14 protein-coding genes and 1 pseudogene are annotated in these 16057 nt (G+C 72.6%); 6 read left to right on the top strand and 9 right to left on the bottom strand.

The genetic code is table 11. The features are described 5' to 3' along the window. Positions 1–370: 370 nt before the first annotated feature. A complete protein-coding gene (locus ABD369_RS02835) occupies positions 371–997 on the bottom strand; it encodes a TetR/AcrR family transcriptional regulator (RefSeq protein ID WP_344634570.1) in 627 nt (208 codons plus the stop codon). A 261-nt stretch (positions 998–1258) separates the two neighbouring features. Here ABD369_RS02835 and ABD369_RS02830 point away from each other — a divergent pair, with 261 nt between their 5' ends. Next, entirely contained in the window at positions 1259–2872 is a 1614-nt protein-coding gene (locus ABD369_RS02830) for an MFS transporter (protein WP_344634569.1), read from the top strand. Positions 2873–3323: 451 nt separating this feature from the next. Here ABD369_RS02830 and ABD369_RS02825 read toward each other — a convergent pair whose 3' ends face one another. Next, positions 3324–4172 carry a patatin-like phospholipase family protein gene (locus tag ABD369_RS02825; RefSeq protein WP_344634568.1) on the bottom strand — a complete coding sequence of 283 codons (849 nt, stop codon included), beginning with the start codon at positions 4170–4172 and terminating at the stop codon, positions 3324–3326. An 85-nt stretch (positions 4173–4257) separates the two neighbouring features. On the opposite strand from ABD369_RS02825, the gene ABD369_RS02820 reads away from it, so the two are divergent. Continuing rightward, the gene (locus tag ABD369_RS02820; protein ID WP_344634567.1) at positions 4258–4818 is read left to right on the top strand and encodes a TetR family transcriptional regulator; all 561 of its coding nucleotides are present in this window, start codon (positions 4258–4260) and stop codon (positions 4816–4818) included. 172 nt (positions 4819–4990) lie between these two features. Here the strand turns inward: ABD369_RS02820 and ABD369_RS02815 are convergent. After that, positions 4991–5131, bottom strand: a pseudogene (locus tag ABD369_RS02815) (IS5/IS1182 family transposase); the annotation flags it as partial. Positions 5132–5292: 161 nt separating this feature from the next. After that, on the bottom strand, positions 5293–5865 hold the full coding sequence (locus tag ABD369_RS02810; protein WP_344634566.1) for a TetR/AcrR family transcriptional regulator C-terminal domain-containing protein: 573 nt from the start codon (positions 5863–5865) through the stop codon (positions 5293–5295). Between the two features lie 126 nt (positions 5866–5991). Here ABD369_RS02810 and ABD369_RS02805 point away from each other — a divergent pair, with 126 nt between their 5' ends. Both ABD369_RS02805 and ABD369_RS02800 read left to right on the top strand, forming a co-directional pair. Further along, entirely contained in the window at positions 5992–7161 is a 1170-nt protein-coding gene (locus tag ABD369_RS02805) for an FAD-dependent oxidoreductase (RefSeq protein WP_344634565.1), read from the top strand. A gap of 111 nt (positions 7162–7272) precedes the next feature. After that, positions 7273–7986 (top strand): alpha/beta fold hydrolase, encoded by a 714-nt coding sequence (locus tag ABD369_RS02800; protein ID WP_344634564.1) that lies wholly within the window; start codon positions 7273–7275, stop codon positions 7984–7986. A gap of 134 nt (positions 7987–8120) precedes the next feature. Here the strand turns inward: ABD369_RS02800 and ABD369_RS02795 are convergent, their stop codons facing one another. The 5 genes from ABD369_RS02795 to ABD369_RS02775 form a co-directional block, all read right to left on the bottom strand. Then, on the bottom strand, positions 8121–8702 hold the full coding sequence (locus ABD369_RS02795) for a GNAT family N-acetyltransferase (RefSeq protein ID WP_344634563.1): 582 nt from the start codon (positions 8700–8702) through the stop codon (positions 8121–8123). Further along, entirely contained in the window at positions 8699–10753 is a 2055-nt protein-coding gene (locus ABD369_RS02790) for a penicillin acylase family protein (RefSeq protein WP_344634562.1), read from the bottom strand. The genes ABD369_RS02795 and ABD369_RS02790 overlap by 4 nt, the downstream gene beginning before the upstream one ends. Next, positions 10750–11688 (bottom strand): ABC transporter ATP-binding protein, encoded by a 939-nt coding sequence (locus ABD369_RS02785; RefSeq protein WP_425557520.1) that lies wholly within the window; start codon positions 11686–11688, stop codon positions 10750–10752. Before ABD369_RS02785 ends, ABD369_RS02790 begins: the two co-directional genes overlap by 4 nt. A gap of 46 nt (positions 11689–11734) precedes the next feature. Further along, entirely contained in the window at positions 11735–12763 is a 1029-nt protein-coding gene (locus ABD369_RS02780; RefSeq protein WP_344634560.1) for a FecCD family ABC transporter permease, read from the bottom strand. A gap of 70 nt (positions 12764–12833) precedes the next feature. Further along, on the bottom strand, positions 12834–13898 hold the full coding sequence (locus ABD369_RS02775; protein WP_425557519.1) for a FecCD family ABC transporter permease: 1065 nt from the start codon (positions 13896–13898) through the stop codon (positions 12834–12836). A 124-nt stretch (positions 13899–14022) separates the two neighbouring features. On the opposite strand from ABD369_RS02775, the gene ABD369_RS02770 reads away from it, so the two are divergent. Beyond that, the gene (locus ABD369_RS02770; RefSeq protein WP_344634559.1) at positions 14023–15075 is read left to right on the top strand and encodes an ABC transporter substrate-binding protein; all 1053 of its coding nucleotides are present in this window, start codon (positions 14023–14025) and stop codon (positions 15073–15075) included. 3 nt (positions 15076–15078) lie between these two features. Beyond that, complete coding sequence (locus tag ABD369_RS02765) at positions 15079–15933, top strand: siderophore-interacting protein (RefSeq protein WP_344634558.1); 855 nt, start codon at positions 15079–15081, stop codon at positions 15931–15933. Positions 15934–16057 lie beyond the last annotated feature (124 nt).

The following is a 16057-nucleotide window of genomic DNA, read 5'->3' as shown; positions in this document are numbered from 1 at the left end:
ACCGACAGGTAGGAGGCTGATGAAGTCCCGCGGCGTAACGTGGCAGAAACATTCTGCGAAGGCGGTGGGCGGGAGTTGTGATCGTCGGACGGTGAGTCAGGAGGCTGTTACAGCAGGGAGTCGGAGTGGATGACGAGAAGTCACTCAAGCGGATGGATCGCGGCTGACATGCCCGGCTGTGGGGGATCGGCGGGATGCTGCATCGGGATGAACTCCTTCCGCTGTGCTCGGGGGTCCGTGCCGGAGCGGCGTCAGGGGTGCGCCTGCCCGGGGTTCGAAGCGGCGGTGCTCCGGGTGCGCGGCGCGGTGGAGCGCCGCCTCCGGCTGCCTCGCATCCGCCTCGACGGACCGTCCGACGGGGCGAACGTCCCTATGTGCCGGGACAGTTCAGCTCGCGTACCACGGTGGCGGCACGGTCGGGGCTGACACCCGCCGCGATCAGGGTGGCGGTGGTGGCCCTGGTCCCGTCGTCCTGCCATTCGCCGAGGTTGACGCTCTCCAGTAGCGAGAAGGTCAGGCCCTGGAGGGCATTGGAGAGGACCGGTGCGGGCAGCTGGCGGTGGAAGGCCCCGCTCTCCTGACCCTGCGCCAGGACGGCGGTGCAGTAAGCGGAGGTGGGGGCGAGCAGTTCGGCGACGCGCTCCTCGCCCAGGTCGCGGCGGGCGAGCGAGAGCAGCATCCGGTAGCGGTCGCCGATCGGCCAGAGCGCCAGCAGGAACCGGGCGAACGCCTCCTCGGGGCCCGGTGCGGGACCTCCGGCGGTGGTCAGCACCTCCCGCAGGGCTGTCGCCGCCTCCTCGGCGAGCGCGTCGAGCAGTGCGGCGCGGCCGGGGAAGTGGCCGTAGACGGTGCGGCGGACCACCCCTGCCGCGCGGGCGATCTCGTCCAGCGTGGCATCGGGCCGGGCGCCGAGTTCGCGCCGCGCGACCTCGAGGATGCGGGCCCGGTTGGAGCGGGCGTGGCTCCGCTGGGGAGTGCCGTCGGCGGGATCCGCCATGCCAGGGACCTCTCAGGAAATGCGGTGGGGTGGGGCGGAGTCAGCCTATGCGATCGCGAGCCGGAGGCCGGAGCAGTATTTGCACGCCAATGTGCAAGTAGCTAACCTGCACATGAGTGAGCAAGTAACTCGGGTCGGGGCCTGCCACGGCAGGTACCCGCCCCGACCCGTGCTCGGCCCGTCCGGCGCCGCTTCTCTGCCCGTGCCCTTCCCGTCCGTGTCCTCGCCACCAGTGCTCGCGCTCTCCCGAAGGAGCGACCCATGCCCGTCCTCGCCTCCACACCCGTCGACCGGATGAACGGCCCCTATCCACGCCGCTGGTGGGCCCTGCTGGTGCTCTGCCTCAGCCTGCTGATCGTGGTGATGGCCAACACCTCACTGATCGTCGCCGCCCCCGACATGACCCGTGACCTGGGCCTGGACAGCAGTCAGCTGCAGTGGGTGATCGACGGCTACACGGTCCCGTACGCCGCGTTGATGCTGTTGCTCGGCGCAGTCGGCGACCGCTACAGCCGACGGGGCGGGCTACTGGCCGGGCTGGCCGTGTTCGCCGGGGGCGCGGTGCTGGGCGCCGCGGCACACAGCGCGGGCGCGGTGATCGCCGCCCGTGCGGTCATGGGCGTCGGCGCGGCCACCATCATGCCCGCGACCCTTTCGTTGCTGGTCGCGACCTTCCCGCGGGTCGAGCGGGCCCGTGCGATCACGGCCTGGACCGCCACCTCCGGACTCGCGGTCGCGGTCGGCCCGCTGGTGGCCGGCTGGCTGCTGGAGGACCACGCCTGGGGCGCCACCTTCCTGATCAACATCCCGATCGCGGCCGTCGCCCTGGTCGCCGCGCTCTTCCTGGTGCCGCCGTCCCGTGCCGAGCGGCAGGGCCGGCTCGACCTGGTCGGCGGAGTGCTGTCGATCGCCACCGTCGGTTCGCTGGTCTACGCGATCATCGAAGGGCCGCACTTCGGCTGGGGCGCCGGACCGGTCACCGCGGCCGTGGTGGCCGGGACCGGCCTGGTGGCATTCGTCCTTTGGGAGCTGCGGCACCCGCAGCCGCTGGTGAACGTGCGGATGTTCCGCCTCCGCGCGTTCAGCGGCTCGATGCTCGCCGTGCTGATGTTCTTCCTCGGCACCTTCGGCGCCCTCTACTACGCCACCCAGCACTTGCAGTTCGTGCTCGGCTACGCCCCGCTCGCCACCGGGGTGCGGCTGCTGCCGCTGGCCGGCGCGGTCTTCGCCGGCGCCGCGCTGACAGGTGTGGCCACGCCCCGGCTCGGGATGAAGCCGATGGTGGTGGCGGGCATGGCGATCGGCACGGCCGGCGTGCTGCTGCTCACCCGGATCGACGCCGGTTCGACCTACGCCGACTTCCTGGCCCCGTTCCTGCTGCTCGGCTTCGCCATCGGCCTCAGCGTCGCCCCCTGCACGGACACCATCATGGGCCTGTTCCCGGAGAGTGAACTCGGTGTCGGCGGCGGCCTCAATGACACCGCCCTCGAACTCGGCGGGTCGCTCGGCATCGCCGTGCTCGGCTCGATCCTCGCCACGTCCTACCGCCACAATCTCACTGCCGCGGCCGGCGACCACCTGCCGCCCGCCGCGCTGCACCTCGCCCAGGACTCGGTCGGCGGCGCCCTCGCGGTCGCCCAGCGGGTCGCCGCCGACCCGGCCGGCGGACCGCAGGCGGCCGCGCAACTGGTCGCCGCCGCCCACCGCTCCTTCGCGGACGCCGTCGCCCACACCAGCCTGATCGGCGGGATCGTGATGGCGGCCGGTGCGGTGCTGGTGCTGCTGATCCTGCCCGGGCGGGGCGACGGCCGACGGCCGCAGGCGTGGCTGGACAGTGAGCCGGTGGCGGAGGAGGTGCCGGCCGGCTCGGTGTGAGCAACCGGTGTGAGCTGCTGGAGCGAGCCTCCGGTGTGACCAGCTGTCGGCGGAGACCAGATCCACCCCGCTAGCCGGCCACCCGGCCGACCGCCGGCTGTCCGCAGCGGCCGATCGTCCGCAGTGCGAGGCGAGTTCCGCCCCGCACTGCGGACGGCTTTTTGGGCTGGGAGCTGCGCGAGCGGCAGGGTGCGCCGGGCGCCTCCGTCGCCGTGCCGCCCGGCCGACCCGCCGGGGTGCTTCGTCGTAGTGGGGCTACTTGGAGGTGGCGCAGATGGGGCGATGGCACCCCAGTAGCAGCGCAGGCACAGGTCTTGGCGATCATGGAGTTGCGACGCTTCTGTGATCACCGGGGAGACCTGTGCCTGTACTTCCAGCATGGCTGGCCGAACCGCCTCGGGGTCAATTCGGCGCTGGGCTGCCCGAGCGGTCGGCCTGACCTGATCGGCGGTCAGCCCGCGTCTGCTTCTGTCCTCCACGCGGAGCGGAGCTGCGCGCCGACGTCGCCGGCCTGGCGAAGACCCGCCCGGTAGGCCGGTTCCCAGGCTGCCAGGTCGCCCGGGTCCGAGCCGAAAGCGCGCACCGAGGCCGGGTCGGGGCCGATGGTCACCACGGCGTCCGCCCCCACTGCCGCCAACTGCTGGTTGAGCGGCTCGCGGGGAAACAGGTGGGCCATCGGCTCGACCACGACCAGCGTGCGGGCTCCGGCCGCGAGATCGGCGTTGGTGCCCGCCCGCAGCGCACCGTCCATGTACCGCCGACCGTCGATGACAACCGGCGGCGCGGCCCCGGGGAAGGTGCTGCTCGCCGCCACCGCGGGCACCAACGGCACGCCGCTGTCGCGGTCCCACACCACGGGCTCACCGGTGGTTGCGCAAACGGCGGTGATCAGCAGTCGTCGCTCCGGCCACGCGTCCGCACCGATCAAGGCAGCGCGTCCCGCGATCAGCGCCTCCTCGGCCTGGGGGTCGATGCCTTCGAGTGCGAGGCGGCCGACGCGACGCCTGGCCTCCCCGGGTTCCAGGCTGCGGTCGCCGAGCACGGAGAACACCGCGCCCATCCGCCCGGGGGCCGCCTCGAGCCGGTGAGCGGCCGGGCGAGCCGAAGTCGCGAGCCGCCCCGGGTCCTGCCCAGTGGCGAGTAGTGCGCCGACGATCGCGCCGGCCGACGTCCCGACGATCAGGTCGGCCTCGCCCAGATCCACGCCGTCGCGGCGCAAACCGTAGGCCAGCCCGGCCATCCAGGCCGTGCCAACGTGACTCCCGGGACCCAGGACTAGTACTCGGTCGAAGGTGTGCATGGTGGTCTCCCCTCGTTGTTGAAACAGTCGTACCATATACTCGCTAATACTGTTTCACTTCCGAGTCGCTGAGAGGAGATCCACCGTGGGGCGACCCGCAGATCCCGCCCGTCGCGAGCGCACGCTGGCGCGGGCGACCGATTACGTGCTGGCACACGGCTTGGGCGGGCTGAGCCTGCGACCACTGGCCGAGGCCCTCGATACCAGCCCACGGATGCTGCTCTACGACTTCGGCAGCAAACAGGAGTTGGTCGCGGCGGTCCTCGCCGAGGCCCGCCGCCGAGGTGCGGTGCGCCTGGCCGAGCACCTTCCGCCGAAGACGGGTTCCGTGCAGGAGCGGCTGCGTGGCATCTGGGCGTGGATCAGCGCAGACGAACGTGCGCCGTTCGTCCGGCTGTTCTTCGAGGTGCACGCCGACGGCCTGGTCCACCCCGAGAACTACCCCGACCAGGGCGAGGCGATCACGGACTGGTTCGACACTCTCGGTGCCGCATTCCGCGACGTCTCCACCGGTCCTGACGACACCGTCACGCCCACGTTGGTCATGGCCGTTGTCCGGGGTCTACTGTTCGATCTCACGGCCACCGGCGACCGCCACCGCACCGATCGTGCGCTGGACCGCTTCGCTGAACTCCTGAAGCAGTGAACGCGCGAGAGGTGTGGGGCCGCGCCCGGGGGGCACCGCCCCGGGCAAGGACGGAAGCCGATCCGATGCCAGTGTCGGGAACACCGCCGAGTGGGTCAGCGGTGCCGCGACCGCATCGGGCTGGTTGATGCCCGGCTTGGCCCAAAGGTCGGCGCCTGTCATGGACGGCGGTTCGGGCGTCTCCGGCCAGCACGCGACCCAACGGGATTCCACAACCATCCGTCATGCCGGAGCGTTCCAAGCCCTGTTCACCGCGATCGACCGGCGACCGCCCTGCGACATCACCACCGCCCGGGGCTCCGGTGATGGAGCCGGCGGTTGCCGGGACGCACCACCGCGCCCATCTGCGTGGCCTCCTAGCTGTTCCGATCCGGGCGCCTGGCACGTTCACCCGGAATTTCGGCCACGTGTCCGAACGAGCGGGGTCCGTGGCCGCGCCGACCCGCATGGCGACCGACCGGCGGCGAGTTCCGCTCAGTCGCGCAGCAGCCGCGCGCGGATGCCCGCGATCACGATGTCCAGCTCCAGGCGGAAGGTCGCGTCGCGCTGGTCCAGGGGGATCAGGGCAGCCTGGCGGGCCTGCTCCTCGAGGGTGTAGCCGTTGACGAAGCTGGTGATCACGTCCGCGCCGAGGTGGGCGGCCGAGTCGTCGGCACCGGCCGAGCGCAGGGCGTCGACCAGGGAGCCGAAGTAGGCGAGGGCGTTGGGCGGCGGGGCGGTGAAGGAGACCACGAGCCGGGCGCCGTCGCGGTGGGCGAGCATGGTCGCGCGGGCCCGGGTGGCCAGGTCCCGGAGCCGGTCGGGCCAGTCCTGCTCGGCGACGGGGGCGGCGCCCGGGCCACTGGCGGGCGGCTGTGTGAGCATCTCGCCGATGATCCGGTCGGCCAGCGCGTCCAGCAGTGCCGCCTTGCTCGGGTAGTGCCAGTACAGGGCACCGGCGCGGACGCCGAGCCGCTGGGCCAGGCGACGGGTGGTCAACTCGTCGAGGCCGTCCTCGTCGAGCAGTTCCATCGCGCCCTGCAGCACATCGGCCTGCCGGAGTGGCATCGGGTCCCCCTTTCGTATCCCTTCCTGCTACCGGAGCATCTTGCCACTTGAACACCGGCCAAGTAACTTGAACGGCGACCAAGTGAACGGTGTTCAAGTTACGGTGTCCAAGTTTGGGGGATCGACATGCGGGTTCTGGTGATCGGCGCCGGAATCGGCGGTCTGTGCCTGGCGCAGGGGCTGCGGCAGGCCGGGATCGACGTGCGGATCTACGAGCGCGAGGCGAGCGTGCGGGCCCGGTACCAGGGCTTCCGGATCGGCATCGGCGGCCCGGGACTGGCCGCGCTGCGCGAATGCCTGCCGCAGGGCTTGCACCCGCTGCTGGAGGCCAGCACCGGAGAGCTCTCGGGTGAGCGGCGGGTGGTCGACGAGCAGCTGCGCGAGATCCGCCAACTCGGCGCGCTGCACGGGGGCACGGCCACCGACCGGCACGTCCTGCGGCATCTGCTGCTGGCCGGGCTCACCGACCGGATCGAGTTCGGCAAGCGGCTGATCCGCTACACCGAGCTGACCGACGGCACCGTCCGGGCCGAGTTCGCCGACGGGAGCAGCGCCACCGGCGACCTGCTGGTGGGTGCGGACGGCGGCAACTCCCCCGTGCGCCGGCAACTCCTGCCCGACGCCGAGGTGGTCACCCTGGACGGCAACGGCCTGCTCGGCCGCACGCCGCTGACGGAGCGGTTCGCCGGTCTGGTCCCGGGCTTCGGCACCGTGGTCCACGGCCCCGAGGTGCGGATGCTGCTCGGCAAGATGGAGTTCCGCCGCCCGCCGCACCTCGTCGCCGCCGAACTGGCCCCCGATGTCGAACTCCCGGAAACCGGAAGCTACCTGCGCTGGGCTGCGTTCCTGCCCGAGTACATCAGGCCGCTGCCCGCAGACTGGCCGGCGGTCCGCGACCTGCTGCTGGGCGGCATCGCCGACTGGCACCCCGATCTGGTGGAGCTGGTACGGCAGTCGGACGTGGTGAACAGCTCCGTGCTGACGGTCCGTTGCGCGAAGCCGGTGCCGCACTGGGGCACCCGCCGGGTCACCCTGCTCGGCGACGCCATCCACGTCATGCCGCCGAGCGGCGGCATGGGCGCCAACACCGCGTTCCGGGACGCGGCAGGGCTCTGCCGCGCGCTCACCGCGGTCGAGCGGGGCGAGGCGGAGCTGCTGCCGGCCGTCGAGCGGTACGAGCGCGAGATGCTCGAGTACGGCTTCGCGGCGGTCGCGGAGAGTCTGGAGCAACTGCCAGCCTTCGCCCCGTCGGTCACGGCGGGCGCAGCTCCGGCGGGCGCGGCGAGCGCACACTGACGGGTGGCACCGAACCGTGGGCGTCGACGGCGTGCACGCCGGTCGATGAACGCGAACGGCTGAATGCGGACAGGTGGCCGCCGACGGGCAGACCGGGTTAGGTTCGGCGACATGACTGAGCGTCACGAGGTGGTTGTGAGTGGCGGGCTCCGGCTGGCCTACCAGGTGTCCGGGCCGGCGGGGGCACCGGCGTTGTTGCTGCTGCACGCGCTGGGAGAGGAGGCCTCGGGGTGGGAGGGCGTGGTGCCCGCGTTCGCGCGGGACTGGCGGGTCCATGCGCTGGACCTGCGGGGGCACGGGTGCAGTGACCAGCCGGGGGAGTACTCCTTCGAGCTGATGCGGGAGGACGTGCTCGGGTTCCTGGACGAGCTGGGCCTCGACCGGGTGGATCTGGTCGGGCACTCGATGGGCGGGGTGGTGGCCTATCTGCTCGCCCAGGAACACGGGGAGCGGATCCGGCGGCTGGTACTGGAGGACGTACCGCCACCGTTCCCGCGTGAGCCGTCCACCCCGACGAAGCCCGAGGAGCCAACGGTCTTCGACTGGGCGGTGGTCCCGGCGATCAGGGGGCAGGTGGACAGCCCCGACCCGGGGTGGCTCACGCGGATGCCGGAGATCACGGTGCCCACCCTGGTGGTGGCCGGCGGGTCCGGCAGCCATGTGCCGCAGGACCGGATCGCGGAACTGGCCTGGCGGCTGCCGGACTGTCGGATCGTCACTCTGGAGGCCGGACACATGGTGCACAACACCATGCCCGAGGAGTTCGCCGAGGTGGTCCTGGAGTTTCTGCGGCCGGCGGTGGGTGCTGCCACGGCCGGCCGCTGAGGGGCGGTTGTCAGCCCTGGAGTCCCTGGCCGTGACCGGGTAGCCCCGCCGCGGCGGATGCCCGGTCCGCCACGCGCCCGCGCGCGGCGCGCTACTGGTAGGCGGTCGTGGAACCGGGTGGCCCGGGCCGTCGGTCAGCCCGCGCCGGTGAAGTCGGCCCGGTCGAGGAAGAGCAAGCGGGCGCGCTTGTGCGGCAGTTGGATCTCCGGCCCGGGGGTGAAACCGGTCCGGATCAGCCGTGCGATCGCCCGGTCGTTCCGGGCGTCGGGTTCGGCGACCAGGCGCAGCCGGGCCGGGTCCGCCAGCACGTGGCCGAGGAAGACGGAGAGCAGGGTGCCGGTCCAGCCCGGCACCGGGTCGCCGAGCACGGGGCCGATCAGCAGGTGGATGCCGAAGTCGCCGGGCCGGACCTGGTAGCACTCGCCGACCGGGTCGTGCTCCGGTTGGTAGGTCTGGAACAGTGCGGCGGGCCGGTCCTCGTGGTGGATCAGGTACGCGTGGTGGGTGCTCAGCGAGTCCACGTACTCGTAGATCTCCTGGACGCGTGCCCGGTCGGCGTCGAGCATGCCCCAGAACCGGGCCCGCTCCTGGGTGACCCAGCCGTGGACCACCCCGGCGTCGGTCGCGGGGTCGAGCGGGAGGACGCGGACGGTGCCGAAGCCTTCGACGGTCCGCTCGTGGACGGCCGTGCGACGGTGGGCCAGGGGGTCAGTCATGTTCGTTCCTCGGTCAGCAGGGTGAAGTCGGTGATCACGGGGACGAGGTCGCCGCGCAGCCAGAGCGGCAACTGGTCGTGGTGGTGGGCGCTTCGGGGTCTGCCGCTGGCGCCGAGCGGTACCACCCAGAGGCTGTCCTCGCGGCGGGCCAGGTCCCACACGTAGCGGGCGGCGGGCCCTCGGGCACTGAGGTCGGTGACACCGGGGACGCTCGATGTGGAGAGCACGCAGTCGTGGTCGCCGGCCAGGGCGGGCCAGGCGCCCTCAGGTGGACCGCCGGGCAGCGCCTGCCAGGGCGCGAGCCGGTGGAGCATGCCCCAGGGGGTGTCCGGCTCCCCGGCGGTGGCCACCTCCTCGACGGCCGCGCGGATGAGCTCGGCCCGGTCGGACTCGGGCAGCAGGTCGCTGCCCAGCAGCGCCTGAAGGCCGTACGCCACGCGCGGGACGAGGGCCAGCCAGGGTAGGAAGACCTCCGGGTACGGCACCGGGCCGGACAGCGCGGACAGCGCGGGATGGGCGGCCAGTCTGCGGACCACCGCGCTGCGCAGGCGCGCGTATGACGTGGCGTCGGTGCTGTCCGCCGCCATCCGCCGGTCCCAGGCGAGGAGACGGTCCCGCAGGCGGGCGGCCTCCGGGCTCAGGCCGGGGAGCGCGGCCAGCGGGTCGAGCAGCGGGCGGGCCGAACCGAGGTGGGTGTCGGTGTGGACGGCCGCCATGTCCGGACCCGTCCAGGCGGAGTGCCGGCCGAGCAACTCGCCGATCCGATCGGCCCGGTGCGATGGGGCGAACTCGACGCCCAGCGGCTCGGCGATGCCGCGCTGGTTCGCCATCACCGCGACGCCCGTCACCACCTCGCGCGGCATCGGCCCGTACCAGCCACGCCATTGGTGGCCGGGCCGCCAGGCGTCCACCACGCGAAGGCGGTTGTCCGGGTGCCGCAGCGGTACCGTGCCCGCGACCCGGTGCAGCATGCCGCCCTCGGTGTCGGCCGCCTGGACCACGTTGACGGGCTCCGCCCAGTGGTCGAAGGCCCGGTCGACGTCGGCCACGGTGGTCGCCCGCAGCAGTGCGGGCAGTGCGGCGAAGCCCAGGTCCGCGCGGACCCTGGGTGGGTACCGCAGGCTGATCGCCTCGCCGTCCTCGGTGTCCGCGCCGGCGACGACGGGGCCGCGTTCGGTCTCGACGATCCGCACCGTGACCGGGTCGGCGCCCGCCACTTCGATGGTCTCGGTGCGGGTCGCCGCGGGCCGCCAGCCGTCCGGTCCGAGGGCCTCGATCCGGTCGCCGGTGCGCCGGAGGCGTTCGCGGTAGAGGTCCTGGTAGTCGGCCATCGCGTTGGTGATCGCCCAGGCGACCTTGCCGGTGTGGCCGAAGTGCGCGATGCCGGGCACGCCCGGCACGGCCAGTCCGACCACGTCGAACTCGGGGCAGACCAGGTGGATCTGCTGGTAGATGCCCGGTGCCTCGATGAAGCGGTGCGGGTCGCCCGCGATCAGGGCCGCGCCGGTCGCGGTCCGGTCACCGGGCACCAGCCAGCCGTTGCTGCCGGAGGTCGCCGGTCCGTCGGTGGCGAACAGGCCGATCGCGTGGTCGCCGAGCCGGTGGGCGACCAGGTCGCGCCAGAGCTTGGCCGGGAAGCCGGCGAAGAGGATGTGGTGGGAGAGCCAGAGGGCCAGCGGGGTCCAGGGTCGCCAGCTGCCGGGTTCGACCGAGGTTTCGGCGAACTCCGGTGCGTGATCGGCCTGTTGGGGGAGGGCGTCGTTGACGCCGTCGACATAGGCCCGTACCCACGCGGCGGTGTCGGCGTCGAGGGCGTCGAAGCAGCGGCGGGCGGTGTCCGCCAGGCGGGCCCGGCGGGCGAAGCGGTCCCACGGGACGGCCTCCGGCCCGAGGAACGCGGCGCTGGTGCCCTGTGCGCGGTGGCGCTCCACCTCGAGCTGCCAGGCGCGGTCGGTGGCGGCGTTCCGCCCCTGGGCGCGGGCGAGTTCGAGTGGGCTGCCGGCGCGCAGGTGGGGTATGCCCCAGGGGTCGCGGTAGACCTCGATGCTCAACGGTTCTCCTGATGGTGATTCGACTCTGCTCCGTGGGCGGGACGTAGGCGTTGCCAGGTCGAGGCGGGCGCGCCCGTCCGCGCCGTCCTGGCCGTCCTGGCCGCCGGGACGACCAGCGGTGTGCCCGTTTCGGGGTCGTCGATGACACGGCAGGGGAGGCGGAAGACCTCCTCGACCAGCTCGGCGGTGACGATGTCCTTCGGGGCTCCGGAGGCGACGATGCGTCCGGCGCGCATGGCGATCAGATGGGTGGCGTACCGCGCCGCGTGGTTGAGGTCGTGCAGCACGGCGACGAGCGTGCGGCCCTGTTCCTCGTGCAGGCGGGCGCACAGGTCGAGGATCTCGATCTGGTGGGCGATGTCCAGGTAGGTGGTCGGTTCGTCCAGGAGCAGCAGCGGGGTCTGTTGGGCCAGCGCCATCGCGATCCAGACGCGCTGGCGCTGTCCGCCGGAGAGCTCGTCCACCGTACGGTCGGCGAGTTCGGCGACGCCGGTCGCGGCCATCGACTCCTCGACGACGCGTTCGTCCTCCCCGGACCACTGGCGTAGCAGGCTCTGGTGCGGGTAGCGGCCGCGGGCGACCAGTTCGGACACCGCGATGCCCCCGGGCGCCACGGAGGACTGGGGGAGCAGGCCGAGGGTGCGGGCTACCTGCTTGGCCGGCCGGGTGTGGATGTCCTGCCCGTCCAGCAGGACTGTGCCGGCGGCGGGCTTGAGGGTGCGGGAGAGCGCGCGCAGCAGGGTGGACTTGCCGCAGGCGTTGGGGCCGACGATGACGGTGAAGGACCGGTCGGGGATGGTGACGGTGAGGTCCTCGGCGATGACCCGCTGCTCGTAGGAGAGGGTCAGCTCCCGGCCGGTCAGCCGGGCCGGGTCCGGCGCCTGATCGTGCTCCAAGGCAGGTGCTCCGTTTCGGTGCGTAGGTGTGTCGCTCATGGCCGGTGGGTGCGGCGGCGCCCGTCCCGGTTCCGCCCTGTGTCGCTCATATCCGGCCCGCCCTGCGCTGGGTGGCGAGCAGCCAGATCAGGTACCCGCCGCCGAGTACGCCGGTCACCACGCCGACCGGCAGCTGGCGTCCGGTGAACAGCTGCTGTGCGGCCAGGTCGGCGCTGATCAGCAGGGCCGCGCCGACGCACATCGAGGCGAGCGGGTTGGGCCCGGGGTTGCGGGTGAGCCGGCGGGCGACCTGGGGTGCGGTGAGTGCGACGAAGGAGACCGGGCCGGCGGCGGCAGCGGCGAGGGAGGCGAGGATGACGGCGGCTGCCAGCAGGACCAGGCGCAGCCGTTCGACCGGGACGCCGACTCCGGCCGCCGCGTCGTCGCCCATCTCGATCATCCGCAGGGCGCGTCCGCAGCCGAGCAGCACCACGGTGGCCAGCACCGCGAGTGCGGCCAGCACGGGCAGTGCGTCGTCCCAGCCGCGGCCGTCGAGGCTGCCGGTGAGCCAGAGGACTCCCCTTGCGGCGTCCATGAGTTGGGCGCGGGTGAGCAGGTAGCCGTTGACGCCGGTGAGGATGGCGGCGCTGCCGATGCCGACCAGGACGAGCCGGCTGCCGTGCACGCCGCCGCGCCAGGCGAGGGCGTAGATCACGGCACCGGTGACGAGGCCGCCGGCCACCGCTCCGGTGGCCAGTGCCAGGCTGCTGCCGCCGGTGACCACCACGACGAGGGCGCCGGTGGAGGCGCCCTGGGTGAAGCCGAGGATGTCGGGGCTGCCCAGCGGGTTGCGGACCAGGGACTGGAACAGCGCTCCGGCCAGTGCCAGCGCCGCGCCGACGGCGAGGGCGGTGACCTGGCGGGGCAGCCGTAGTTCGTTGACGATGAAGTCCTGGGCGGGTGAGCCGCCACCGGTGAGGGTGGCGAGCACCTCGGCCGGGCTCATCGGGTAGTCGCCGCTGCCGAGGGCGACCACGCCCACCGCGAGCGCCAGCAGCGCGCACAGCGTCCCGGCCACCAGTGCCCGGGGCCGGTAGCGCAGGGAGAGGGTGTCGCCGATCCGTAGCACGCTCATCCGGCCCTCCCGGCCTGGTCCGTCGGGCGCGAGGCCAACGCGCCTTTGCTGATGGAGAGTTCGCGTTCGTTCATGCTCGCGCCACCTTTCCGCGTCGGGCGAAGTAGAGGAAGAACGGGCCGCCGAGGACGGCGGTGACGATGCCGACCTGGAGTTCGCCCGGCCGGCCGAGCAGGCGGCCGAGCACGTCGGCGCCGAGCAGCAGGACGGGGGCGAGCAGCGCGCAGTAGGGGAGCAGCCAGCGCAGGTCCGGGCCGGTGTGGGCGCGTACCAGGTGCGGGACCATCAGGCCGACGAAGACGATCGGGCCGCAGGCGGCGGTGGCCGCTCCGCACAGCAGGGTGACGGCCAGGATCGCGGCGGCCCGGACCAGTGCGGGCCGGGCGCCGAGGGCGCGGGCCGAGTCGTCGCCGAGGGCCATGGCGTTGAGCGGCCGGGCCAGGGCGAGGGCGAGCAGCACTCCGGCGGCGACGAAGGGCAGCAGCCTTGCGATGGTGGCCGGCTGGGCGCTGGCGAGCGAGCCGACCGTCCAGAACCGCATCTGCTCCAGTGAGGCCGTGTCGAGCAGCATGGCGGCGCTGACGAACGAGTAGAGCATCGCGTTGAGCGCGGAGCCGGCGAGGGCCAGCCGGGCGGGGGTGGCCCCGCGTCCGCCGCCGACCGCGTAGACCAGGACCGAGACCAGGGCGGCCCCGGCCAGTGCGAACCACACGTAGCCGGTGAAGCCGGTGACACCGAGGAGGGTGGTCGCGGCGGCGACGGCGGCCGAGGCGCCGGCGTTGATGCCCAGCAGCCCGGGGTCGGCGAGCGGGTTGCGGGTCAGCGCCTGCATGACGCCGCCGGCCAGCCCGAGGGCGGTGCCGGCCAGCAGTCCGAGCAGGGTGCGCGGCAGGCGCATCCGGTGGACGGCGGTGTACCCGGGCGAGTCGCTGTCGAAGAGCCCGTGCCAGACCTCGCCGGGTGGGAGCTGCTTGGCGCCGAAGGCGATGCTGAGCAGCAGGACCAGGAGCAGGGCGAGCAGGCAGCCGAGCAGTCCGGCGGCCCGCACCGTGTTGCGCCGGCTCGGCGGGCGCCCGCGAGGTGACTGCGGGATCTCCGGGTCCCGGCGGGCCTGAAGTGACGTGGTGGCAGACACAGGAGGGCTCCGGAGCGGACGGGGAGGTGACGGGCACTCCCACTGGACAGGGACTTAGGTTAGGTTAACCTAATCCTGCCGTCTGGTTCTGACCGTATTTCAATCACACGAGCGAGAGTCCGTCATGCCGCGTTCCACCACCTCCGCCCGCCTCTCCCGTCGCGGCCTGCTGGCCGCCGGCGGTGCCGCCGCCGTCGGAACCCTGCTCACCGCCTGCAGCGGGAAGGGGAGTTCGAGCTCGGCGGGGAAGGACTCGACCGACGCGAAGGGCGGATCCTCCGGCCCGTGGTCCTTCACCGACGACCGGAAGAAGGAGGTCACCGCCAAGACCACCCCCATCCGCATCGTGGCCTTCACCGGTACGGCGGCCGCCCTGGTCGACTTCGGCCTGGACCGGCAGATCGTCGGCGTCTTCGGCGAGACCAAGCTGGCGGACGGCAAGCCCGATCCGCAGGCCGGCGACCTCGACGTCGACAAGGTGGCGGTCCTCGGCAACGTCTGGGGCGAGTTCAGCATCGAGAAGTACGCGAGCCTGCGGCCCGAGCTGCTGGTGACCCACATGTACAACCCGGACGCGCTCTGGTACGTCCCGGACGAGAGCAAGGACAAGATCCTCCAGCTCGCCCCCAGCGTGGCCATCGCCACCGCCCGGCTGCCGATGACCGAGCCGATCAAGCGCTATGCCGAGCTCGCCGCCGCGCTCGGTGCGGACCTGAACGCAAGGAAGGTCACCGACGCCAAGGCGCGGTTCGAGGCGGCGGCGGAGCGCGTGCGCAAGGCGGCCAAGGCGAACGGCGGTCTCAGGGTGCTCGCCGCGTCCGGCAGTTCGGACGTCTTCTACGCCTCCAACCCGAAGATCAGCACCGATCTGATGTACTTCGCCGAACTCGGCGTGGACCTGATCGTCCCGGACAAGCTGGACGAGGGCGGCTACTTCGAGAGCCTCAGCTGGGAGAACGCCGGCAAGTACCCGGCGGACCTGATCCTGCTGGACGAGCGCAACACCGCGCTGCAGCCGTCCGACCTCGCGTCCAAGCCCGCTTGGTCCCAGCTGCCCGCCGTCCGGGCGGGGCAGATCACCCCGTGGAACTCGGTGCCGCGGTTCTCCTACGCGGGTGCCGCGCCGCTGCTGGAGAGCCTGGCCAAGGCCATCGAGGCTGCCAAGAAGGTGAGTTGACCGATGGCGACCGAACTCGCCCCGGTGACCTCGCAGTTCCGGCTCTTCGCGGCCGAGGTGGTGCGCACCTGCCGCCTCGGACCGACGATGACGCGGATCACCTTCGGCGGTGAGCAGTTGAAGGACTTCGCCTCGGGCGGCCGGGACCAGAGCTTCTCGCTCTTCCTGCCGCGCCCCGGGCAGCGCGAGCCGGTGGTGCCGGCGCGGTTCGGCGAGAGCTGGTACGCCGACTGGCGGGCCATCCACCCGGAGCGGCGGGCGGTCATGCGCTCGTACACGATCCGCGCGCAGCGGCCCGAACTCGCCGAGTTGGACGTGGACTTCGCGCTGCACGGCGCCGAGGGGCCGGCGGCCGGTGCGGCGGCGGGGCCGGCGGCCCGCTGGGCCGCGCGGGCGTCGGCCGGCGACCGGGTCTGCCTGCTGGGCCCGGCGATGGCAGACAACCGCAGTGTCGGGTTCCGTCCGCCGGCCGGCACCGACTGGGTGCTGCTCGCCGCCGACGAGACCGGCCTGCCAGCCGTCGGCGGGATCCTGGACTGGCTGCCGGCCGGGACCAGGGCCAGGGTGTGGATCGAGGTCCCCAGTCCCGAGGACATCCAGGACCTGCCGAGCTCGGGCGAGGTGGAGATCACCTGGCTGATCCGCAACGGCCGGAGCACACTGCCGGACGCGATCCGGGCGGCCGAACTCCCGGACGGTTCGCCGTACGCGTGGATCGCCGGCGAGTCCGGCCTGGTGAAGGCGGTGCGGCGGTACCTGGTGGGCGAGCTGGGGATCGACCGGCGGCTGGTCAACTTCTCCGGCTACTGGCGCAAGGGCGTCTCCGAGGAGGACCTCCGGGTCGAGGCACGAGCCTAGTTCTCTTCCGAGGGGCGCCGTGTGGGCAACCCTGCTGCGGTGGCGGCGGGTCGCCCGCACGGCGCCCCTCACGCATGTCTGACGCCGGATCGGTCAATCGTGACGATCCATCACGAACGTGGTC

It is taken from the genome of Kitasatospora cystarginea, assembly GCF_039533515.1.
Classification (GTDB): Bacteria; Actinomycetota; Actinomycetes; order Streptomycetales; family Streptomycetaceae; genus Kitasatospora; species Kitasatospora cystarginea.
Note: the sequence above shows the minus strand (reverse complement) of the source record. Positions and strands in the feature narration are given on the sequence as shown.

Bases quoted from the DNA above. Each gene is read 5' to 3' on its own strand.
- ABD369_RS02835 (WP_344634570.1), bottom strand. From the start codon at position 997: ATGGCGGATCCCGCCGACGGCACTCCCCAGCGGAGCCACGCCCGCTCC.
- ABD369_RS02830 (WP_344634569.1), top strand. From the start codon at position 1,259: ATGCCCGTCCTCGCCTCCACACCCGTCGACCGGATGAACGGCCCCTAT.
- ABD369_RS02825 (WP_344634568.1), bottom strand. From the start codon at position 4,172: ATGCACACCTTCGACCGAGTACTAGTCCTGGGTCCCGGGAGTCACGTT.
- ABD369_RS02810 (WP_344634566.1), bottom strand. From the start codon at position 5,865: ATGCCACTCCGGCAGGCCGATGTGCTGCAGGGCGCGATGGAACTGCTC.
- ABD369_RS02805 (WP_344634565.1), top strand. From the start codon at position 5,992: ATGCGGGTTCTGGTGATCGGCGCCGGAATCGGCGGTCTGTGCCTGGCG.
- ABD369_RS02800 (WP_344634564.1), top strand. From the start codon at position 7,273: ATGACTGAGCGTCACGAGGTGGTTGTGAGTGGCGGGCTCCGGCTGGCC.
- ABD369_RS02795 (WP_344634563.1), bottom strand. From the start codon at position 8,702: ATGACTGACCCCCTGGCCCACCGTCGCACGGCCGTCCACGAGCGGACC.
- ABD369_RS02785 (WP_425557520.1), bottom strand. From the start codon at position 11,688: ATGAGCGACACACCTACGCACCGAAACGGAGCACCTGCCTTGGAGCAC.
- ABD369_RS02780 (WP_344634560.1), bottom strand. From the start codon at position 12,763: ATGAGCGTGCTACGGATCGGCGACACCCTCTCCCTGCGCTACCGGCCC.
- ABD369_RS02770 (WP_344634559.1), top strand. From the start codon at position 14,023: ATGCCGCGTTCCACCACCTCCGCCCGCCTCTCCCGTCGCGGCCTGCTG.
- ABD369_RS02765 (WP_344634558.1), top strand. From the start codon at position 15,079: ATGGCGACCGAACTCGCCCCGGTGACCTCGCAGTTCCGGCTCTTCGCG.